Here is an 18,004-nt window from a genome sequence, read left to right as displayed (position 1 = left end):
TCGAGCCAGTATAAATAAGCTTCGGCCAGTAGCAGAAGCCACTCACAATAAGTTAAAAATAAGTACTCATTAAAATAAATCGCTCCCAACAATATGAGAGCGGATAATAACCCTGCTAGGAATAGCCCTACATAAATGTCGTCCAACATTAAGTTTCCTTCCAGCATGACACCCAACAGCGGGTCGTCAGCATCACAGCAGCAACTACATTGGATCAGCGCCTGTTACTTTTTCTTCTTCGCGATCCTTGGCGTGCTGGTGCCTTACCTTGGAGTCTTCTTCGAGCACAGAGGGTTCGATGCTCAGCAGATAGGTTTCCTGCTCGCCATCTTGATGGCGACCCGCATCATAGCGCCCAATATCTGGGCCATGGTGGCCGATAGAACAGGCATGCGCGGTCAGCTGGTTAAGATGGGGGCCGCCTGTTCGGCGGTGACCTTCATGACCTTCTTCTATCACGGCGGATTTCTCTACTTAGCGATTAGTCTCAGCATCTATACCTTTTTCTGGAATGCGATTTTGGCCCAGCTCGAGGTGATCACCCTCGAGACCCTTGGGGAGAACACGGGGGGGTATGGCAAGATCCGCAGTTTTGGTAGCCTAGGCTACCTTGTCTTCGTGGTGAGCGTGGGCTTCGCCATCAGCCAGTTCGGCACAGAGATCTTACCCTTTGTGGGCCTCGCCTTGTTCCTGGGCTTGCTGGGCTGCGCCTTATCTCTGCCAAGCACCCGGGTAAAAGTCGATAACAGCCAGGTGGTTACGCTGCTCAAGTTAGATGCTGGCATCATCTGGTTTTTGCTGTCGGCTATGTTACTGCAGATGAGCGCCGGGCCATTTTATGGTTTCTTTGTGCTCTATCTAAAACAGGTAGGCTACAGCGAGTCCAGTGCCGGCATCTATGTCGCCCTTGGGGTGCTGGCCGAGATAGTGATGTTCATGTTTGCGCCAAGGCTGCTCGGGCGCTACGGGGTCAGCGCCTTGCTGGTGGTCTCTATCGGCTTCACGGCGGTGCGCTGGCTGCTGATGGCCTTTTGTGCCAGTAGCATGATCTGGCTTGGGGTTAGTCAGTTGCTGCACGCCTTCACCTTTGGCTTAGTGCATGCGGCCTCGATTCAGTTTGTGCATCAAAGATTCGACGTGCGTCATCGCAGCAAGGGGCAGGCGCTCTATGCCAGCCTGAGTTTCGGCGTCGGTGGCGCCTTGGGTACTTGGCTGTGTGGCTTCATCTGGGGCGATGGCTCTCAGGCCAGGCTCAGCTGGTTGGTGGCCGCGGTTTGTGCACTGCTGTCCATGCTTGCGGTGCTCCTAATCCCTAAGGCGTGTGAAGTGGTAAAACAATAAGAGATGATAAGGAAATATCCATGAAACAGACATTTCGCCTCGGCGTGATCATCAATCCTCTGGCAGGCCTTGGGGGCAGCGTGGCCCTCAAGGGCAGCGATGGTGTGGCGCTGGAGGCTATCGCTCGCGGCGCCGAGCCCAAGGCGCACCTGAGAATGGCGCAGGCGCTCGAGGTGATTAAACCCTATCAGCAAAAGATCACTGTCGTTACCGCCTCCGGTGCCATGGGGGCCGATTTGGCCGTTCAGCTGGGGTTTAAGCATCAGGTGGTCTATCAGGCGGGCGAGACGACGGCGGCCAGCGATACCCAAGCTGCCGCGACGGCCCTGCAACAAGCGGGTGTGGATCTCTTGTTATTTGCCGGTGGTGACGGCACGGCGCGGGATCTGTTTGAGGTCATCGATGAGGCTCAGCCCGTGCTGGGGGTGCCTGCCGGGGTGAAGATTCACTCGGGCGTCTATGGCATCACGCCGCACGCCTCGGGCATGGTGGTCAAGTTGCTGCTCGAGGGGGCTTTGGTGAGCTTGATGTCGGCCGATGTGATGGATATCGACGAGGTGGCCTTCAGGCAAGGTGTGGTAAGGGCGCGCCGATTCGGCGAGATGCAGGTGCCTGCCGAGCCACGCTACATTCAGGCCGTTAAGATGGGCGGTAAAGAGGTCGATGAGTTGGTGCTGGCGGACATTGCCGCCGAGGCGATCGAGCTGATAGACGATGGCCGTGCCATCATGGGCTCTGGTAGCACAGTCGCGGCCGTGATGGACGAGCTTGGACTGGATAACACCCTACTGGGGGTGGACTTGATTGAGGAGGGCGAGCTTGTTGCCAGCGATATGAGCGCTCAGTCGCTGCTCGAGCTGACTGCCAATCGTCAGTGTAAGTTAGTGATCACCCTCATCGGCGGGCAAGGGCATATCCTGGGGCGGGGTAATCAGCAGCTGTCGCCAGCGCTGATTCGTCAGGTCGGCAAAGAAAATATTATCATCCTGGCGACAAAAACTAAGTTAAAAGCACTTGAAGGTCGGCCCTTAATTGTGGATAGTGGCGACCCAGAGTTAGACAGCGAATTATGTGGTTATTATAAAGTCGTGACCGGCTACCACGATTATGTGATGTATCAGGTGGCTAATCCTGACTTAATCAGCCCAGATTTAGTCAGCCCAGATTTAATCGGCCAGCCTGAGTAGCGAAATGATAATTGGAGACGCAATGTTAGAGCAGTATGAGCAAGCATTAGACGAGTGGATCGCCACCAAGGTTACAGGCGGTGATGACGATCAACTCTTCGCCAGCGGTTACCTGCAGGGCCATGTCGCCGTAGTCCTGTCTGAACTCGAAGTGGAAGAGTCTCAGGATTACCAGGCGCTGGATACTAAGATGCAGGCCTGTCTGGAGACTGCCAAGTCTGAGCTGGAACCTGCAGACCTTGCCCTGGTGGTTAATGCCTGGAATGAACTGCGCGAGAAGATGGCTCAGGTGGCAAGCGCCTAGTCATGGCTAACACAAGCAAGGCGATTATCGGGTTGCAAAATCCCAAGAGCCCTACCAACGTGGGCGGCGTGATGCGCGCCGCCGGCTGTTATCGTGCCGATGAGGTGCGATATACGGGCAAGCGTTATGCGCTGGCCGCACAGCACAGGGGCGAGCAGTACAACACAGATACCAAGCGGGTGAGTCAGCATATTCCGCTAAAAGGGGTCGAGTCATTGCTGGATGACCTCGATGTCGATACTAAGGTGATCTGTGTCGACCTGGTGGAAGGCGCCACGCCGCTGCCGGCGTTTAATCATCCAGAGAAAGCCATTTATCTCTTCGGCCCCGAAGACGGCACCCTAGATCAGGCGCTTATCGATCGTGCGGATGAGGTGGTCTATGTCCCCACAGTGGGCTGTATGAATCTGGCCTCCTCGGTTAATGTGTTGCTCTATGATCGGCTGGCGAAGGGCGAACACCTCGCAGGCGATGAGCTCATTCGGGCTAGCAGAGACACCAACAACCGCGTCAAGGTAAAGTCTTAGCCTTATTTATACAATGAAAACGCCGACTCCTTGAGTCGGCGTTTTGTTATCTGGTGGCTATATCGTTAATCATGCCAAGGAGTGACCATCGTCTTTTGGTTGCTAAACGGGCGAGGTTTTAATCCTTTCTCACAGCGCCTTACCCTTGATAAGCTTTCTCATCCACATACGATTGGGGTTGAGCAGGGCTAATATATCATTCGTCGCAGGTAGCAGCTCGCCGCAAAGCTGAGCGGCTAAGATCTCTGCCGCCAATGGACCCGAGGTGAGACCGCGGGAGCCGAGTCCGCCGAGAATATACAGACCATGATGCACAGGAGCAGGTGTAGCCTGCCAATATTTGGCACTCTCCTTGGTATGCTGGTGCTCGCCGTAGGCTGCCAATATCGCCTCGAAATCTGGGGCGCAGCCCATCATGGGGGCGTGATCCCTAGTCACCATGCGCACGCCTACGCGAGCGCTATGGCCTGTGATGTCCACGGCCTTCGTCCAGTCTCCGCCGTAGCTGGTGCGGATCTTATCTAGGTTCTCTACTTGTTCCACCGCGCTGTAGTCGAGATTACTTGCGTCTTTCACATAGCTGGCGCCCGTACAGTGCAGCCTGTCGTGGGCGGGCGTGAGATAGCCGTGGGCGCAGAGTACCGTCTTAAGCTCGGCAAGTGGTGCTCTTGCCGGGATATGGCTGACCTGGCCGCGAAAACCGCTGATGGGTAGCTGGGCCGTTTGCGAAAAATCGGTCAGGTGACGGCCATTGGCCAGCACTAGGTTGGCAAAGGGGCCAAATTCTTGCCTCTGACCTTGCTGCACTGCGCTCAGATACCATTGCTGATCTTCGAACCGAATAGCTGTGATCTGGCATTGGTAGTGTGTGCTCTGCTTACCGAGCTGCTCGGCTAGGCTGATGGCCGCGCGGGTAAATGCCTGGGGCGATACCCAGCCACCGAGCAGGTAGTAGATCCCCTCATGCTCTATGGTGACGCCGGCAAGCGTCGTAGCCTCTGTGGCGTTGACGGCCTGAGCGATAGAGTCAGCCCAGGGCTGGGCATTGACGATCTTAGCCAGGCGCTTATGGCTGCGTTCATCATGACCTGTCTGTAACACACCGCAAAAGTCATGGGGGATGTCGTGGCCGGCATCGACCAAGTGAGCGATGCGCTGGCGGCTAAAGAGATAACCCTGCAGAAAATAGTGACTCAGGCTGCCATGTTCTGGGGTGAGCAGGGGATAGATGGCGCCCTGTTTGTTGCCCGAGGCTTGCTCACCGGGCGCCTTATCCATACAGAAGAGACTAACCGACTTGCCGCGCTCGGCCAGAGAGAGTGCTAAATTCGCGCTGGCCACCCCGCCACCTATGATGGCAGTTTCTCCTGCATATCCTTGATGCAGGGGGTTGAAGGCAAGCCCATCATTTTGTTGACGCCTCAGGGCGCGACGCTCCTGCATCGCGATATCCTTTGATGCTTTGCTCGGCTTATCTGCCAGAGTCATCAAGCGGTCATCTTTGGCAGATAGGTTAAGGCGATAGCAGGTAAATCCCGCCTTGGTGACGCGCTCGGTCAGCTCGTTTGCGGTAGCTGCGGCCGGTTTAGAATTTGAGTCTGTGCCCGACGAGGCGTTATCCGCGCTAATATTACCGGGGGTAGCAAGTCGTACATCCGAGCGTTTTTCATCGGAAAATTTCGCATCGGCTATCAGCACATTGGCGTTATCCTGGCTGAGGCGCGCCATCTGCCAGATGATTGCTTCATCTAGGAGATCTTGGTCGACCAGCCAGCTATGGATGGCTTGACTTGCCTCGTTCGGAGCGAGCAAGGCCTTGAGCTGCGAGAGCGGCTCGCCCTGGTGAATGTCTATAATGAGCTGGGTGCTTGCTAGTTTTATCCTGTGGCAACCGGACACTTGGGCCTCGGCAATCACCTTAATTTGCTCTCTGGCTGATGAGGTGAAGGCGTCACAGTTGGTAAGTGCGAGCAGCCAAGGCGCCTGATGCTGGGCACACAGGTGAAGATGAAGAGGCTGCCTAGCATGGGCTTGTTTCAATCGATCTGCTAGCACTGCCACGGGCCAGTTGGCGTCACATCTTGGGAGTAGGGCGATAATGTGGGGAGTGTTTTGACCCGTTATCGCCGATAAATGGCTGAAAATTTCTTCGAATGTAGGCATTTTGTCACTATTTTGTGCGTTATTCGGGTGTTCGGTAGCCAATGAATTTACTCTCAAGGGGATATTAGGCATTATTTTACCTGCCTTTATGGAAAGCTGACCACTTAAATGCAGTAAAAGCGATACTATTGGCGCAGCTAAATTGGTACTAGACGTACGGAATGGATAGTAAATAATGAAAAGAGTCGTGATCACCGGCCTTGGCATAGTGTCAAGTATCGGTAACAACAAGCAAGAAGTCACCGAGTCACTCAAAGCGGGTCGCAGTGGTATTACCCACTCAGATCAGTTTGAAGAAATGAAGCTTCGTAGCCATGTTTGGGGCGACATTAAGTTAGACCCTAAAGAACATATCGACCGTAAAGCATTACGTTTTATGGGTGATGCAGCCGCATACGCTTATATTGCCATGGAGCAAGCGATAGCCGATGCTGGCCTCACCGAAGAACAATATTCAAATCACCGCGTCGGTATCATCGCCGGTACTGGCGGCGCGTCATCGGCTAACCAGGTTCAGGCGGCCGATACTCTGCGTGAAAAAGGTGTGAAGCGCGTAGGCCCTTATATCGTGCCACGCATCATGTCGAGCACGGCCAGTGCCTGTTTGGCCACGCCGTTTAAGATCAAGGGCATGAACTACTCAATCAGTTCGGCTTGTGCAACCAGTGCTCACTGTATCGGCCATGCGGTCGAGTTGATTCAGATGGGTAAGCAAGACATGGTCTTCGCCGGTGGTGCCGAAGAGGTGGATTGGACCCTGACGATGGGCTTCGACGCCATGGGCGCACTGTCGACTAAGTATAACGACTGCCCTGAGAAGGCTTCTCGTACCTATGATGCGGATCGTGATGGTTTCGTTATCTCTGGTGGCGGCGGAATCGTGGTTGTCGAAGAGCTTGAGCATGCGCTCGCTCGCGGCGCTAAGATCTATGCCGAAGTGATCGGTTACGGCGCATCTTCAGATGGTTACGACATGGTTGCACCATCGGGCGAAGGCGCGGTGCGTTGCATGAAGATGGCACTCGAAGGTGTAGACACACCGATCGACTACATCAACACTCATGGTACTTCAACGCCTGTTGGCGACATGCGTGAGTTGGAAGCCTTGGCCGAAACCTTCGGTGACAATCTGCCTGCTATCGCATCGACAAAGTCGCTGACCGGTCACGCGCTGGGCGCTGCGGGTGTGCATGAGGCTATCTATAGCCTTATCATGATGGAGAACAGCTTCATCGCACCAAGCATCAACATCGATACTCTCGACGAGAAGGCTCAAGGTATGCCTATCGTGACCGAATATCGCGATGCCGAGCTTAACACTATCATGAGCAACAGCTTCGGCTTCGGTGGCACAAACGCTACCTTGGTTATGCGCAAGTACAAGTAATTGCTCAGCTGTTTTTGACAGTTATTAGAAAAGGGAAGCAGATGCTTCCCTTTTTTGTGTTTAGCTTTAGCTGGTCATCTTACTGATAGACAGTAAAACACGCCCATAAAAGCGGGCGTGTTACTGATGACTGAGGCTTAAACCACCAAGCTTTAAACTACCAAGCTTTAAACTACCAAGTCTTAAACTACTGAGTCTTAAGCTACTGGGCGTTAAACTGCTGGCCAGTGACGCCTTTAGCATCGTCACCCATGAGGTAGAGATAGGTGGTCATGATCGCTTCTGGGGTCTTGAGATCCTGTGGGTTCTCGGCTGGGTAAGCATTGGCGCGCATCTTAGTGCGAGTCGCACCTGGGTTGATGCTGTTGACGCGCAGGTTGCTGCCTTCATATTCGTGTGCCAGAGACTGCATCATGCCTTCGGTGGCAAATTTTGAGATGGCATACTCACCCCAGAAGGCGCGTCCCTGACGGCCAACGCTGCTGGAGGTGAACAGGATAGACGCAGAAGGGGCTTTCTTCATAACAGGCAGCAGCGCCTTGGTCATCATGATCTCGGCGACCAGATTAACCTGTAGCACTTCCTTGACCGAATCCATCGAGATATGCTCGAACGGGCCAAGTACACCCAGCAGACTGGCGTTATGCAGCAGACCGTCGAGGTGACCAAACTGCTGTTCTATAGTTTCGGCCATGTCCTGGTAGTTTTGCTCTGTGGCGCCTTTGAGATCGAGTGGCACGATAGCAGGGGTAGGGTAGCCGGCCTGTTCTATTTCGTCATAGACGGCTTCCAGTTTCTTGACCGTCTTGCCAAGCAAGATAACGGTGGCACCATGTTCGGCGTAGGCCAGAGCAGCGGCGCGGCCAATACCATCTCCGGCACCAGTGACCAGTATCGTTTTATCTTTAAGTAAATCTTTTGCTGCCTGATATTCCAACATGAGTCAATTTTTCCTGTAAGCGGAAATCCCCGCCATTTCTATGATTTATTCGAGCCTAATACGCATGTTTTAAACAAATGATTGATTAATGACCGTCAATCTGTTGTTTGTGTGTGACAAAATTGTAGCTAACTCAATAATTTTGCGTTAACTTGAGTGGCAATAAGGACGGTAAAAGTCCTATTGGTCACACAAGGAAGACTATTGTGACCAATTTTTGGGGAAAACAAAATTATTACAACAAGATTTGGGGAAAAAAGATGAAAAGACTCTTTTTGGGTGTCGCAATTGCATCCGCATTGGGAATGGCTGGTTGTAGCGAAGATAGCGTCGATCAACTCGCAGAGAAGACTGAGCCGCTAATCCCTCTTTCACATATGGTATTCGATCCTGAAAACAAGAAGGTACCATTACCCAACGATCTACTCTTTAGCGGTACCACTGACGGTACCCTGACCATGCCGGGCGAAAAAGCCGACGGCTCAAGCGATTACACCGACCCTCAGATGGCGCTGGGCGCACTGGACGGTTGGTCTACCACTTCTCCCATCTCTATCACGGTTGAACCTGCTACCGACCATGACGGCACCATGCTGACGCTGGCGGCAGCCTCTGTGGCCCAGCCTGGCGCGGTGCGCATGTTCGAAGCCACTGTAGGTGGTCCGCTATCATCGGATCCTGAGTGTCAGTCTGCGCCATCTGTGTCAGCCTGTAAGATAGGCAACGAGCTTCAGTTTGGCGTAGACTTTGTCGCCAGCGCCTCGGGCAACACTATCGCTATCGTACCACTCAAGCCGCTTAAGGCGGGCCAATCTTATGTGTATGCCACCACAGACCTGATTCAAGACTCGGCTGGCCGCCCTATTGCGCCGTCGACCACCTATGCCACGCTGAAACTCGATATCGAGACCAAGCCGCTGCAGACACCCGATCAGCTGATGCTGCAAACGCTGGTGAACAGTTATGAGAAGGGCATGGCCGCCGCTCATGGCGTAGATAGCGCGACTATCAGCTATGCTGGCCTGTTTACTACCCAGGCGATCAGCGATGTCTATGAGACGACTAAGTTACTGATGCTGCAAGAGGGCACACCTTTTGCGCCGTCTATCTCAGTGCCTCAACCGCATCCGCTGGGGATCACGGTTGCCCAGGCGGCTGGTCTGACACCTGCCGATGGCGTGGCCTATGTGGTTTCTAGCCTGGCCGATGTTTATGTAGCAGAGCTGACCCTGCCTACTTATGGCGCCTGTAACTCTGTGATGTGTAATGGCATCAACGGCAACTGGCATGCGCTGGGCGACAGCCCTGTAGCCGTATTGCTAGCCCTGCAATCGGGTACCCTGAGTCAGCAAAATTACGGCGCGCAGGCCGTGGCGCACGGTATCGATCCTGCGGCCGGTCTGGCAGATCCTGCCCTGTTGGCGGGTAAGACCTGGCTTCTCGATGATGGTACGCCGGCCGATAAGGCCAAGCACCTGACTAAGTTCAACCCTATCCCTGCACCAACTGGCGCAGAGAAGGTCCCTGTGTTGATCTCTATGCCAAACGCCGAGCGTCTGGCGCAGTTCTACGCCTCTCAGGGACTACCTTTTACGCCGCCAACTGGTGGTTGGCCGACCACCATCGCCATGCATGGCCTGGGCGGTGGTAAAGAGATGTCACTAGCCTATGCCGGTAGTTATGCGGCCATGGGCGTTGCCACTATCGCCATCGATATGCCGCTGCACGGCGCTCGCTCATTCGACGCCAACGGTGACGGCATCTATGAGGTATCGGCTTCAGATCCAGCATTTGGCGCTGTGATAGGTAACCCAGATGCGTTTAAGAATGGTAACCCCTTGGTGTTTGTTAACATAGCGAGCACTCTGGCGGTACGTGATAACTTCAGACAGGCAACGGTTGACCATCTAGCGCTTCGCGCCGCCCTCACAGGGCTTGCCGGTGGCCTGGCCGCCGCGCAGATGCCGCAGATGTTTGATATCACCAAGATCAGCGCACAGGGCCTGAGTCTTGGCGCCATCGTCGGCACCGACTTTGCTACCTATGCTAACTCTGGCCTGAGCCATCCGGCTAACGGTGCAGACCTTAGCTATGTGCATAAACTCAATGCGGTTTCTCTGGTTGCGCCAACTGGCGGCTTATCGGGCACCTTCATCGGCTCTGCCACCTTCGGCCCGCTGCTGTTTGAAAACGTGACTGCCAGCGATACCTTCAAGGCGCTAGTGGACGAGGCAAACGTTGCCGGTTATGAGCCTGGTACGCCTGAGTATGCGGCCCTGGTTCAGGCTGTGTATGCCGAGTTCATTCCAACCTTCGCCTTTGCGGTGCAGACGGCGGTAGATGGTGCGGATCCTATCAACCATGCAGCGACGCTTAAATCGACTGGCCTGCCTGTACATCTGATCGAAATCGTGGGAGATGGCAGCAACTTAGGGGATCAGGTACTGCCGAATCGCGTAGACAAGTTCCCTGTGGCGGGTACCGAGCCGCTGATTGCCAACCTGGGTCTTGAATGTATTGATACCACGACAGTTGGCTCTGGCGCGGTGCGCTTTAGCAAGGGTCATCACAGTTCGCTGATTAGCCCAAGTGAGGTCCCAGGCGTGACAGATGGTAGCGCCGCCGCGGCTACGGTTGAGATGCAGCAGCAAGTTGCCGCGTTTGCCCTGACTGCGGGTAAGGGCCAGGCAAGCGTACTGGTGCAGGATGATTCAGTCATTCAGCCTTGTGCTGTGCCGGCTAACTAAGCCTAAATCCAAAAAGGACTAAATAAAAACCCAGCCTGGCTGGGTTTTTTTATGGCTGGATTTGTTATTGCCCTCAGGGCTGATAGAATAGCGGCCAGATTTTAAAGGCCTGATCACGGAGCTGAATTTTGGAATTTTTGTACGAGTATGGACTCTTTCTGGCAAAAGCCGTCACCATAGTGGTGGCTATCGTCGCCGTCGTGGTGTTGGTGCTGGCATCGGCGGTGAAGCAGAAGGCCGATAAGGGTGAGCTTAAGCTGACCAATGTGTCTGAGGAGCTTAAGGACCTCAAACATGACTTGAAGGAAGAACTGCTGAGTAAGAAGCAGTTTAAGGCCTACGAGAAGGGCCTCAAGGCCGAGGCGAAGGCTAAGGAGAAGGCAGAGAAGGCCGATGGCGAAGCCGCGCCTACGCCTCGCGTATTTGTTATCGACTTCAAGGGCAGCATAGATGCCCATGAGGTGGCGTCACTGCGAGAGGAGATCAGCGCCATCCTGGCCATTGCCGAGCAAGGCGACGAAGTGGTGGTCAATGTCGAGAGTGGCGGCGGCATGGTCCATGGCTATGGCTTGGCGGCCAGCCAGCTCGACAGACTGCGCAGCGCCGAGATCCCATTGACCATCTGCGTCGACAAGGTGGCCGCGAGTGGTGGCTATATGATGGCCTGTGTGGCCAATACCATCTATGCCGCACCCTTTGCCATCGTAGGTTCTATCGGCGTGGTCGCGCAGATCCCTAACTTCAATCGTCTGCTGAAGAAACATGATATCGATTATGAGCAGCACACCGCCGGTGACTTCAAGCGTACCCTGACCCTGTTTGGTGAAAACACCGACGAAGGAAGACAGAAGTTCCAGGAAGAGCTGGAAGAAACCCATGTGCTGTTTAAAGCCTTCATCAGCAAGTATCGTCCTACGTTGGACATTGCCAAGGTGGCGACCGGTGAGCATTGGTATGGTCAGCAGGCGCTGGATCTTGGTCTGGTCGATGGCCTCTCTACCAGTGACGATGTGGTGATGAAGCTTGCCGAAGAGAAGACGGTGATCAAGGTTCGCTATCAGCTGAAGAAGAAGATAGCCGACAAGTTTGCCCATAGCGCCTCGCTGGCGGTCAATGCCGTGTTCAATCGCTTGGCGGAAAAGAATCAACCTCTTAACTAAGGCTTGTGACTTTCACCGGATAAAAACCCGCCCTCGGCGGGTTTTTACATATTTGTAACTTTTTATCCCTACTGGGCTTTTACTCGTCCCTAAAATCTTATACAAAATACTATTATCCTTGGATGTTGTAATGATGAGATGACGAGTAATACCCGCTATCAGGCGACATTAAAAGTTGGCGATCAATCTTATCCCGCCTATGAACTGAGAAGCCTGGTTCATTTCCTAGCCGAGCGTTACGGCGAGCATCATGCCGAGCAGCTGTGTCAGGAGATAGGCCTGGGGCTAAACGAGCTGGCCAAGTTAAACTTTGTCTATGTCTGGCAGGTGGACTATGCCATGGCGTTTCTGGGGAACTTAGCTGAAGACCCTCAGATAGGCGCGCGGCTCGGCGAGACCTACAAGGTGGAAGAGCTGGCGCTTATCTGGCCCTATCTGGCCAAGTGTCAGACCTTAGGTGAATGCCTTGAGTTTGTTATCGCCCATCCCGAGCTGGTGGGCAGCGTCTCGGATACCCTGGTGAGCCATGGCGAGCGATGCCTCTATTTTCGCTGGCTCAATACGGCGAAGATCTCGGCGCCCTATTTCAGCCTGCAGTTTCAAAACAGCGTCTGCTCTATGTTAGCCCTGGCGCGTCAGCTCACGGGCCAGATGGTGACACTCGAGCGGGTGCAGCTGGCCACCCCGGTTCACGACAGTGAGTTCCTGGCGGCGTTCTGCCAGGCCGACGTTGATTTCGACGGCGAGTTCTTCGAGTGGGCCATCTCCCATGAAATGCTTTCGCTGCCTGTTGTGTATGACTTCTCCCAGCTACAACTTGATGAGCAGGCCCTGCATGACACCTCCTTGATCGAGAAGGTGTTGGCCATCCTAAACCAGGATTTTCCCAATAACCCTAAGTTGGAGTCGATGGCGCTGAGACTCAACATGAGCGATCGCACCCTTAGACGACACCTGGCGAGTGCCGGCACCAGCTATCAGAAGCTGGTGGATCAGGTGCGCTGCCAGACGGCTATCGGCCTCATCGTTCAGGGCGACAAGAGCATAGTGGATATCGCCGACACCATGGGGTTCGGCGATGTGAGCCATTTCCGTCAGAGCTTCAAGCACTGGCTTGGTCTGCCGCCAGGCCAGTTTATTCGCAAGATCTAGCCTGCATGTTGGCAGTTGCCTAAACTGGGCGACAGGCTATCTATCCAGCTTTGCAGTACGGTCAATGCCTCCACATGACTCAGGCTGCGGCCGACGGGGGGCATGCGATCTTTGGGGGCATCGAGCATCTGGCGATAGAGTAAGATGGAGTGCTCGCCATCGCCGGGAATGATGTCATAGGAGAGCCCTTTCTCACCGCCATCCCAGCCCGGTGGTTGCTTACATATCCCATATAGATAGCTGGTATGATCCACATAGAAACCCAGGCGCAGGCCTGAGATGCTGGCAAAGCCTTCGGCTCTGTGACAGTGGGCGCAGTTGATATCCAGGTATCCCTTGGCTCTAATGGTCAGATCGCCGCTCTCATCTGTGATCGCCGGCGCCGAATCTGGGGCGCCGCCCTGCGGCAGGCCTTTCAAGCGCCCTTGGTCGCGCCAATGTTCGAGCTGATTCACCGTCTGATTCTCGACTAACACCTCATGGTTAAGCAGGTAGGGCTTGAGGCCTATGGGATAGATCTGGGCGCCATTGTCACCGGCCCGTTGATGGCACACCTTACATTCTGCACGGCTGGGCACATGATAGGTGAATTCGAGCTGCTCGCCCTGACGCGTTAGGCTGTGGGCCTGATTGGCGCCGGCAACGGCGAGGCGCGCCTCGCCGCCTTGCCAGAGATAGGGCAGCGCCGTCCAGCCGCTCTCGCGGTGGATAAGCAGCCGGGTCTCAACCAAGGTCTCATTGGCTTCCCCGATAAGCTGAGTATCGCTCGGCAGGGCAAAGGTTTTAACCAGCACGGCGCCTACCGGCAGGTCGAAGGTGTCGCTCGGATGATAATCGATCTGGCTGCCATCGGGCAGGAAGATGAAACGGTATTTATGGGCGTAGTTGGTAAATAGTTGGCTCGAGAGTTGATAGCTAAAACCTGGTCCATTAGGATCCGCTGTTGGTTTATCAGGCTGCTGAAACAGCCGATATTGGGACAGAAGCTGGCAGTCTTGCTCCATCAGCGCCTGCCAGTTGATCTCCCCCTCCTGGCTATCGCATATATCCGATGAGGGATCTGTGCCGCCCGTCGGCGGGGTCACAGGCGTGCCAGGCTGGTTGGTGTCTGTGCCTGTTTGATTGGTCGAGGAGTCATCGCTGCCGCCGCAGGCCGTGAGGCATAGCAGCAAGAGAGCGAATAGAGCTGGGCTCGAAAGTGGCAGCAAACCTTTTTCTGGGCTGGTTAACATAATTTCGGCTCGTGAGAAAAAGGGCCGCCAGATGGCAGCCCTTGGGTGGGGTTATTGAGAGCAGGTGGCTAGCGGCAGTCGCTTGATCCACTCGGCAATCAAGGCCGTGCCTTCGGTGTGGGACAGGCTGCGACCAATCTCTGGCATGCGATCGCCAGGTGTCGTGCTATCCATGCGGAAGTGCAGGATAGAGGTCTCGCTCGAGCCAGGCACCACGTCATAGCTCAGCGAGCCACCGCCATAGGCGATTGGCGACTTACAGGTACCGTGAGAATAACCGCTATCCTCCTCGTAGGTACGCCAGTACTCCAGCTTCAGGCCTGTGTTAGAGGCGTTGCCTTCTGGGCGGTGACAGTGGGCGCAGTTGATATCCAGGTAGCCCTTAGCGGTTTGCATCAGCTCGGCATCTGTCATGGTTGCTAACTTGGCCTCATCGCCATCGTGGAAGGCGGGCACTGTAGGGATGCTTGCCGTGTCTGGCACACCCTGCAAGATACCGGCGGACTGCCATTTCATCAGCTGGTTCATGGTGCCGTCGCTATAGGCATAGTCCTTGTTCAGATGACGCGCCTTAGGGCCAATGGGCACGAATACCGCGTTACTGGCGTCGTCACTCTTGAACTGGTGACACTGCTTACACTGGTTCATGCTGGGGACCACATAGTCGAAGTCCAGCGTCTTACCATTGTGAACCACCTGCTTGGCCTGGATGGCACCGGCCTTGGCCAGCACCGCATCTGTCTGCTCTGCGTTAAACACATAGGGCAGGGCCGACCAGCCGGTGGTGCGCTTAATAAGCAGTCGGGTCTCGACCAGTGTCTCGTTGGCCACGCCGCGCTTGCTGGTGTCGCTTGGCAGGGCGAAGGTCTTAGTGATCACAGTACCGACCGGGAAGTCCATACTCTCGTTAGCAGAGTAGTTGGCCACCTTGCCCTCTGGCACGAAGACGAAGCGATACTTGCTGGCATAGTCGGTAAATAGCTGAGTGTTGAGATCGTAAGGGATACCGCCTGAGTTCGCCCCGGTACTCGGATCTTTAGTATCGGCAAACAGCTGATAGTCAGAGAGGTTAGGGCAGTTGGCGCCCAGCAGGGCATCCCAATTTACGCCAGGGGTGGTGGTGCTACACAGACTAAGGTCACCATCGCCCACCAGACCACCTTCACCTTCGCCTATGGTGCCGCCGCCACCGACCAGGTTGCCGCCGTCACAGCCCTCGACATCGTCATCCACGCCGCAGCCGAAGATCTGATCGCCAAAGGTGACAGTATGCACAGGCAAACTGACCTGGGCACAGTTCATGATCTTATCCTGGGTCTTCTCATAGAGGACGTCGGCGATGCTGATATCTGTGTTGCTGTTGGCATAGAGACGACCGAAGGAGACATCGCCGTTATCCCGGGCACAGATGTTGTCGCTGCCATCGTCGGCAAATGGCAACTCCTTAAGCCCCAGGTAGGCGGCGGTGCCGTTGTTGGAGAGCATCTCGCCCAAGCCATCGTAGAGGATCCCCGGGAAGGCGCCGTGGCTCAGCAGGTAGGCCTTGATGATATCTTCGATCAGATAGCCATTAGGCTTCTTGCCATAGTCTGTGATGACGTTGTCATGCAGATAGATGTTGCGTGGTGTCGGGCGCCAGCCATCTTCTATCGGTTGGCCCGGCTGGCCATAGTTGCCCACAAAGCTGGTCATATCCGGCTCGGCGATGAAGAAGCTGGAGACGGTCACCCCTAAGGTGTCGTGGCCGGTGATCTCGTTGTTAAAGATCTCCACATCGTTAGTGGAGAGGATGATCACCCCAGTGCCAGGCGGCACGATATGCACCCCGGCAGGGTTAGAGGAGGCGTTGGCGAAGTTAGGGGTGTTGTTGTTATACACCTTGTTGTTGAAGATACGCACGCTGGAGCCATATCTGTGGTTGTTGATCGGCAGATCGAATACCAGGATGCCGCCCGTGTTGCCCATGGCTTCGTTGTCGTAGACGTCGGCGTATTTAGAGTTTTCAATCTCGATACCGGCAACGTTTTCCTTGGCGATGTTACGGCGAACCACTATGTACTCAGACTGACCTACATATATGCCGGCATCGGCGCTGCCGCGCACATAGGTGTCTTCGATGAGGATGTTTTCACACTCTACAGGATAGAGGCCATAAGCGCCGTTATCTTCATCAAGCGCGCCTTCCCATACTGTGGCCAGGCGTCTCAAGATGATGCCATTGGTGTTTTTCAGCTTGATGCCGTTGTTCTTGGCCTCATTGACCGACAGATCCTGGATGGTGATGTTAACGGCGTTCTGCACGAAGATACCGTCGCCGGTGATCGACTCGGAGAAGTCCAGCACAGTCTCTTCCATGCCGTAGCCCATGATGGTGATGTTCTTGGCATAGGCGCCGTCACCGTCCACGTCGCCGTCAAATAGCAGGGTAGACTCTATCTTAAAGTGTCCCTTAGGCAGCACGATCACATCATTGCTTTGGGCGTTGATCAGGGCTTCCTGGATACGTGTGGTCAGGTTCTCACCATCTTCGATGATGATGGCACCGACCGGAAAGCTTGGGCCGGGATCCGTTGGTGTGGTGGTAACAGGTGGTGTTTCTACTTGAGGTTTATCTTCATCATCTGAGGAACAGGCGGTGATGGAGAGGGCCACTGCACTGGCCACTAGACTTGGGAGCAGCCACGAAGGCATCTTGTTGAACATAGTATCTCCTACTTATTGTTATTATTCCCATTCTAGATTGCACTGGCGTACTAGATAAGCAATGTGAAATCCGGCCAACAAACCATTAACATCCGTAACAATCAGTGGTTTAGTACATTTATTAAACAGGTGTTTGAGATAAAATTGAGGGAAAACAGTGAGGTGTGGGATTTATCAAACGGTAACATTTGCCACACTTAACTGGTAGGAGGAGTTGTTTTTAGCATTCAAGCCTGATAGGGAGCCTAAACCTTTAGTCTTGAGGCCTAGGGCTTAGAGCTTAGAGCTTGGTGGCATGGGCGTAAGCCGCTTGCGGTAAATCGTGGCGAGGCACAGATAGGCAGAGGGGATTTAGCACGGGTTTGAGCAAGAAGGAGTTTGAGCAAGCAGAGCCTGGGGAGATATTGGGCCGCAGGTTGGTGCAAAACAGGAAGGAAAACGCCAAGTGTACAGTCGGAGAAGACGGTCAGCACTCGGCGTAATAGCTATGCCCCCAGGCAAACAGGTCAGCATACCGGGATAGTCTGCCCAAATGCGTGCCTCAGGTGATCCTATTCACTCGATTGCTGCGTATCGATAAGCCAAGGGCGAATAAAGCTGACAATCTGTGGCTGCGCCTGCTCGTTGGGGTGTATGCCGTCGGCCTGCATCAGCTCGGGATGGATGGCTATTTCTGTCATGAAGAAGGGCACTAAGGTTACCCCATGCTCGCTCGATAGCTCCTGATAGACTTGGGTAAATTGCTTGGCGTAGCGTGGGCCATAGTTGGGCGGTACCATCACTTCGCTGAGCAGCACCTCGGCGCCTGAGTCCTTGGCGAGCTGGATCATTTTTGTAAGATTATTTTTCAATTGCTTAGGCGAAAATCCGCGCAGACCATCGTTGCCGCCGAGCTCGATAAAGACCCGCTTGGCCTTGGTCGAGTCAAGCAGGGCGGGGAGTCGACGCAGGCCGCCGGCCGAGGTCTCACCGCTCACCGAGCCATTGATGATGGTGACACCGGGGGATTGCTGCTGCAAAAGATGCACCCAGCCCTTGTCTTGTTCCATGCCGTAGCTTGCGCTTAGGCTATCACCTAAGATCAATATCGGGTTAGCATGGGCCTGGGGGATCAAGAATAAGACAAGCAGGCAAGTGGCTTGCACCAAACGGCTTAAGCGA

At 54.6% G+C, this 18,004-nt stretch carries 13 protein-coding genes; 8 read left to right on the top strand and 5 right to left on the bottom strand.

Features of this window, described 5'->3' with window-relative positions:
• Positions 1-165 precede the first annotated feature (165 nt).
• Genes L2731_RS00385 through L2731_RS00370 form a run of 4 tightly spaced genes read left to right on the top strand, consistent with a single transcriptional unit; the run spans position 166 to position 3,359 of the window.
• On the top strand, positions 166-1,341 hold the full coding sequence (locus tag L2731_RS00385) for an MFS transporter (protein ID WP_249251631.1): 1,176 nt from the start codon (positions 166-168) through the stop codon (positions 1,339-1,341).
• Between the two features lie 20 nt (positions 1,342-1,361).
• Positions 1,362-2,528 carry an ATP-NAD kinase family protein gene (locus L2731_RS00380; protein ID WP_249251296.1) on the top strand — a complete coding sequence of 389 codons (1,167 nt, stop codon included), beginning with the start codon at positions 1,362-1,364 and terminating at the stop codon, positions 2,526-2,528.
• Between the two features lie 22 nt (positions 2,529-2,550).
• Entirely contained in the window at positions 2,551-2,832 is a 282-nt protein-coding gene (locus tag L2731_RS00375; RefSeq protein ID WP_220042793.1) for a YfcL family protein, read from the top strand.
• Positions 2,833-2,834: 2 nt separating this feature from the next.
• Positions 2,835-3,359, top strand: coding sequence for an RNA methyltransferase (locus L2731_RS00370; RefSeq protein ID WP_220042792.1), 525 nt, complete (start codon positions 2,835-2,837; stop codon positions 3,357-3,359).
• Positions 3,360-3,488: 129 nt separating this feature from the next.
• On the opposite strand, the gene mnmC1 is transcribed toward L2731_RS00370, so the two are convergent.
• Positions 3,489-5,399: an FAD-dependent 5-carboxymethylaminomethyl-2-thiouridine(34) oxidoreductase MnmC1 gene (mnmC1, locus tag L2731_RS00365; RefSeq protein WP_249251295.1), complete on the bottom strand. Its 1,911-nt coding sequence runs from the start codon at positions 5,397-5,399 to the stop codon at positions 3,489-3,491.
• Positions 5,400-5,697: 298 nt separating this feature from the next.
• Here mnmC1 and fabB point away from each other — a divergent pair, with 298 nt between their 5' ends.
• Positions 5,698-6,909 carry a beta-ketoacyl-ACP synthase I gene (gene fabB / locus L2731_RS00360; protein ID WP_011866207.1) on the top strand — a complete coding sequence of 404 codons (1,212 nt, stop codon included), beginning with the start codon at positions 5,698-5,700 and terminating at the stop codon, positions 6,907-6,909.
• Between the two features lie 202 nt (positions 6,910-7,111).
• Here fabB and L2731_RS00355 read toward each other — a convergent pair whose 3' ends face one another.
• Positions 7,112-7,849, bottom strand: coding sequence for a YciK family oxidoreductase (locus L2731_RS00355; RefSeq protein WP_249251292.1), 738 nt, complete (start codon positions 7,847-7,849; stop codon positions 7,112-7,114).
• 260 nt (positions 7,850-8,109) lie between these two features.
• On the opposite strand from L2731_RS00355, the gene L2731_RS00350 reads away from it, so the two are divergent.
• The 3 genes from L2731_RS00350 (at position 8,110) to L2731_RS00340 (ending at position 12,908) form a co-directional block, all read left to right on the top strand.
• A complete protein-coding gene (locus L2731_RS00350; RefSeq protein ID WP_249251290.1) occupies positions 8,110-10,596 on the top strand; it encodes a VolA/Pla-1 family phospholipase in 2,487 nt (828 codons plus the stop codon).
• A 128-nt stretch (positions 10,597-10,724) separates the two neighbouring features.
• Entirely contained in the window at positions 10,725-11,756 is a 1,032-nt protein-coding gene (gene sohB / locus L2731_RS00345) for a protease SohB (RefSeq protein WP_220060439.1), read from the top strand.
• 138 nt (positions 11,757-11,894) lie between these two features.
• On the top strand, positions 11,895-12,908 hold the full coding sequence (locus L2731_RS00340; RefSeq protein WP_249251287.1) for a helix-turn-helix transcriptional regulator: 1,014 nt from the start codon (positions 11,895-11,897) through the stop codon (positions 12,906-12,908).
• Here the strand turns inward: L2731_RS00340 and L2731_RS00335 are convergent.
• From L2731_RS00335 to L2731_RS00325, 3 genes are all read right to left on the bottom strand, one after another.
• Positions 12,905-14,140, bottom strand: coding sequence for an SO2930 family diheme c-type cytochrome (locus L2731_RS00335; protein ID WP_249251285.1), 1,236 nt, complete (start codon positions 14,138-14,140; stop codon positions 12,905-12,907). The two genes, L2731_RS00340 and L2731_RS00335, sit on opposite strands and share 4 nt — an antisense overlap.
• 51 nt (positions 14,141-14,191) lie before the next feature.
• Positions 14,192-16,843: a parallel beta-helix domain-containing protein gene (locus L2731_RS00330; protein WP_249251283.1), complete on the bottom strand. Its 2,652-nt coding sequence runs from the start codon at positions 16,841-16,843 to the stop codon at positions 14,192-14,194.
• A gap of 551 nt (positions 16,844-17,394) precedes the next feature.
• A complete protein-coding gene (locus L2731_RS00325; RefSeq protein ID WP_249251281.1) occupies positions 17,395-17,988 on the bottom strand; it encodes an arylesterase in 594 nt (197 codons plus the stop codon).
• Positions 17,989-18,004 lie beyond the last annotated feature (16 nt).

It is taken from the genome of Shewanella aquimarina, from assembly GCF_023349185.1.
GTDB classification, from domain to species: Bacteria; Pseudomonadota; Gammaproteobacteria; order Enterobacterales; family Shewanellaceae; genus Shewanella; species Shewanella aquimarina.
The sequence above is the reverse complement of the archived record's forward strand: the minus strand, read 5'-3'. Positions and strand labels throughout refer to the sequence as shown.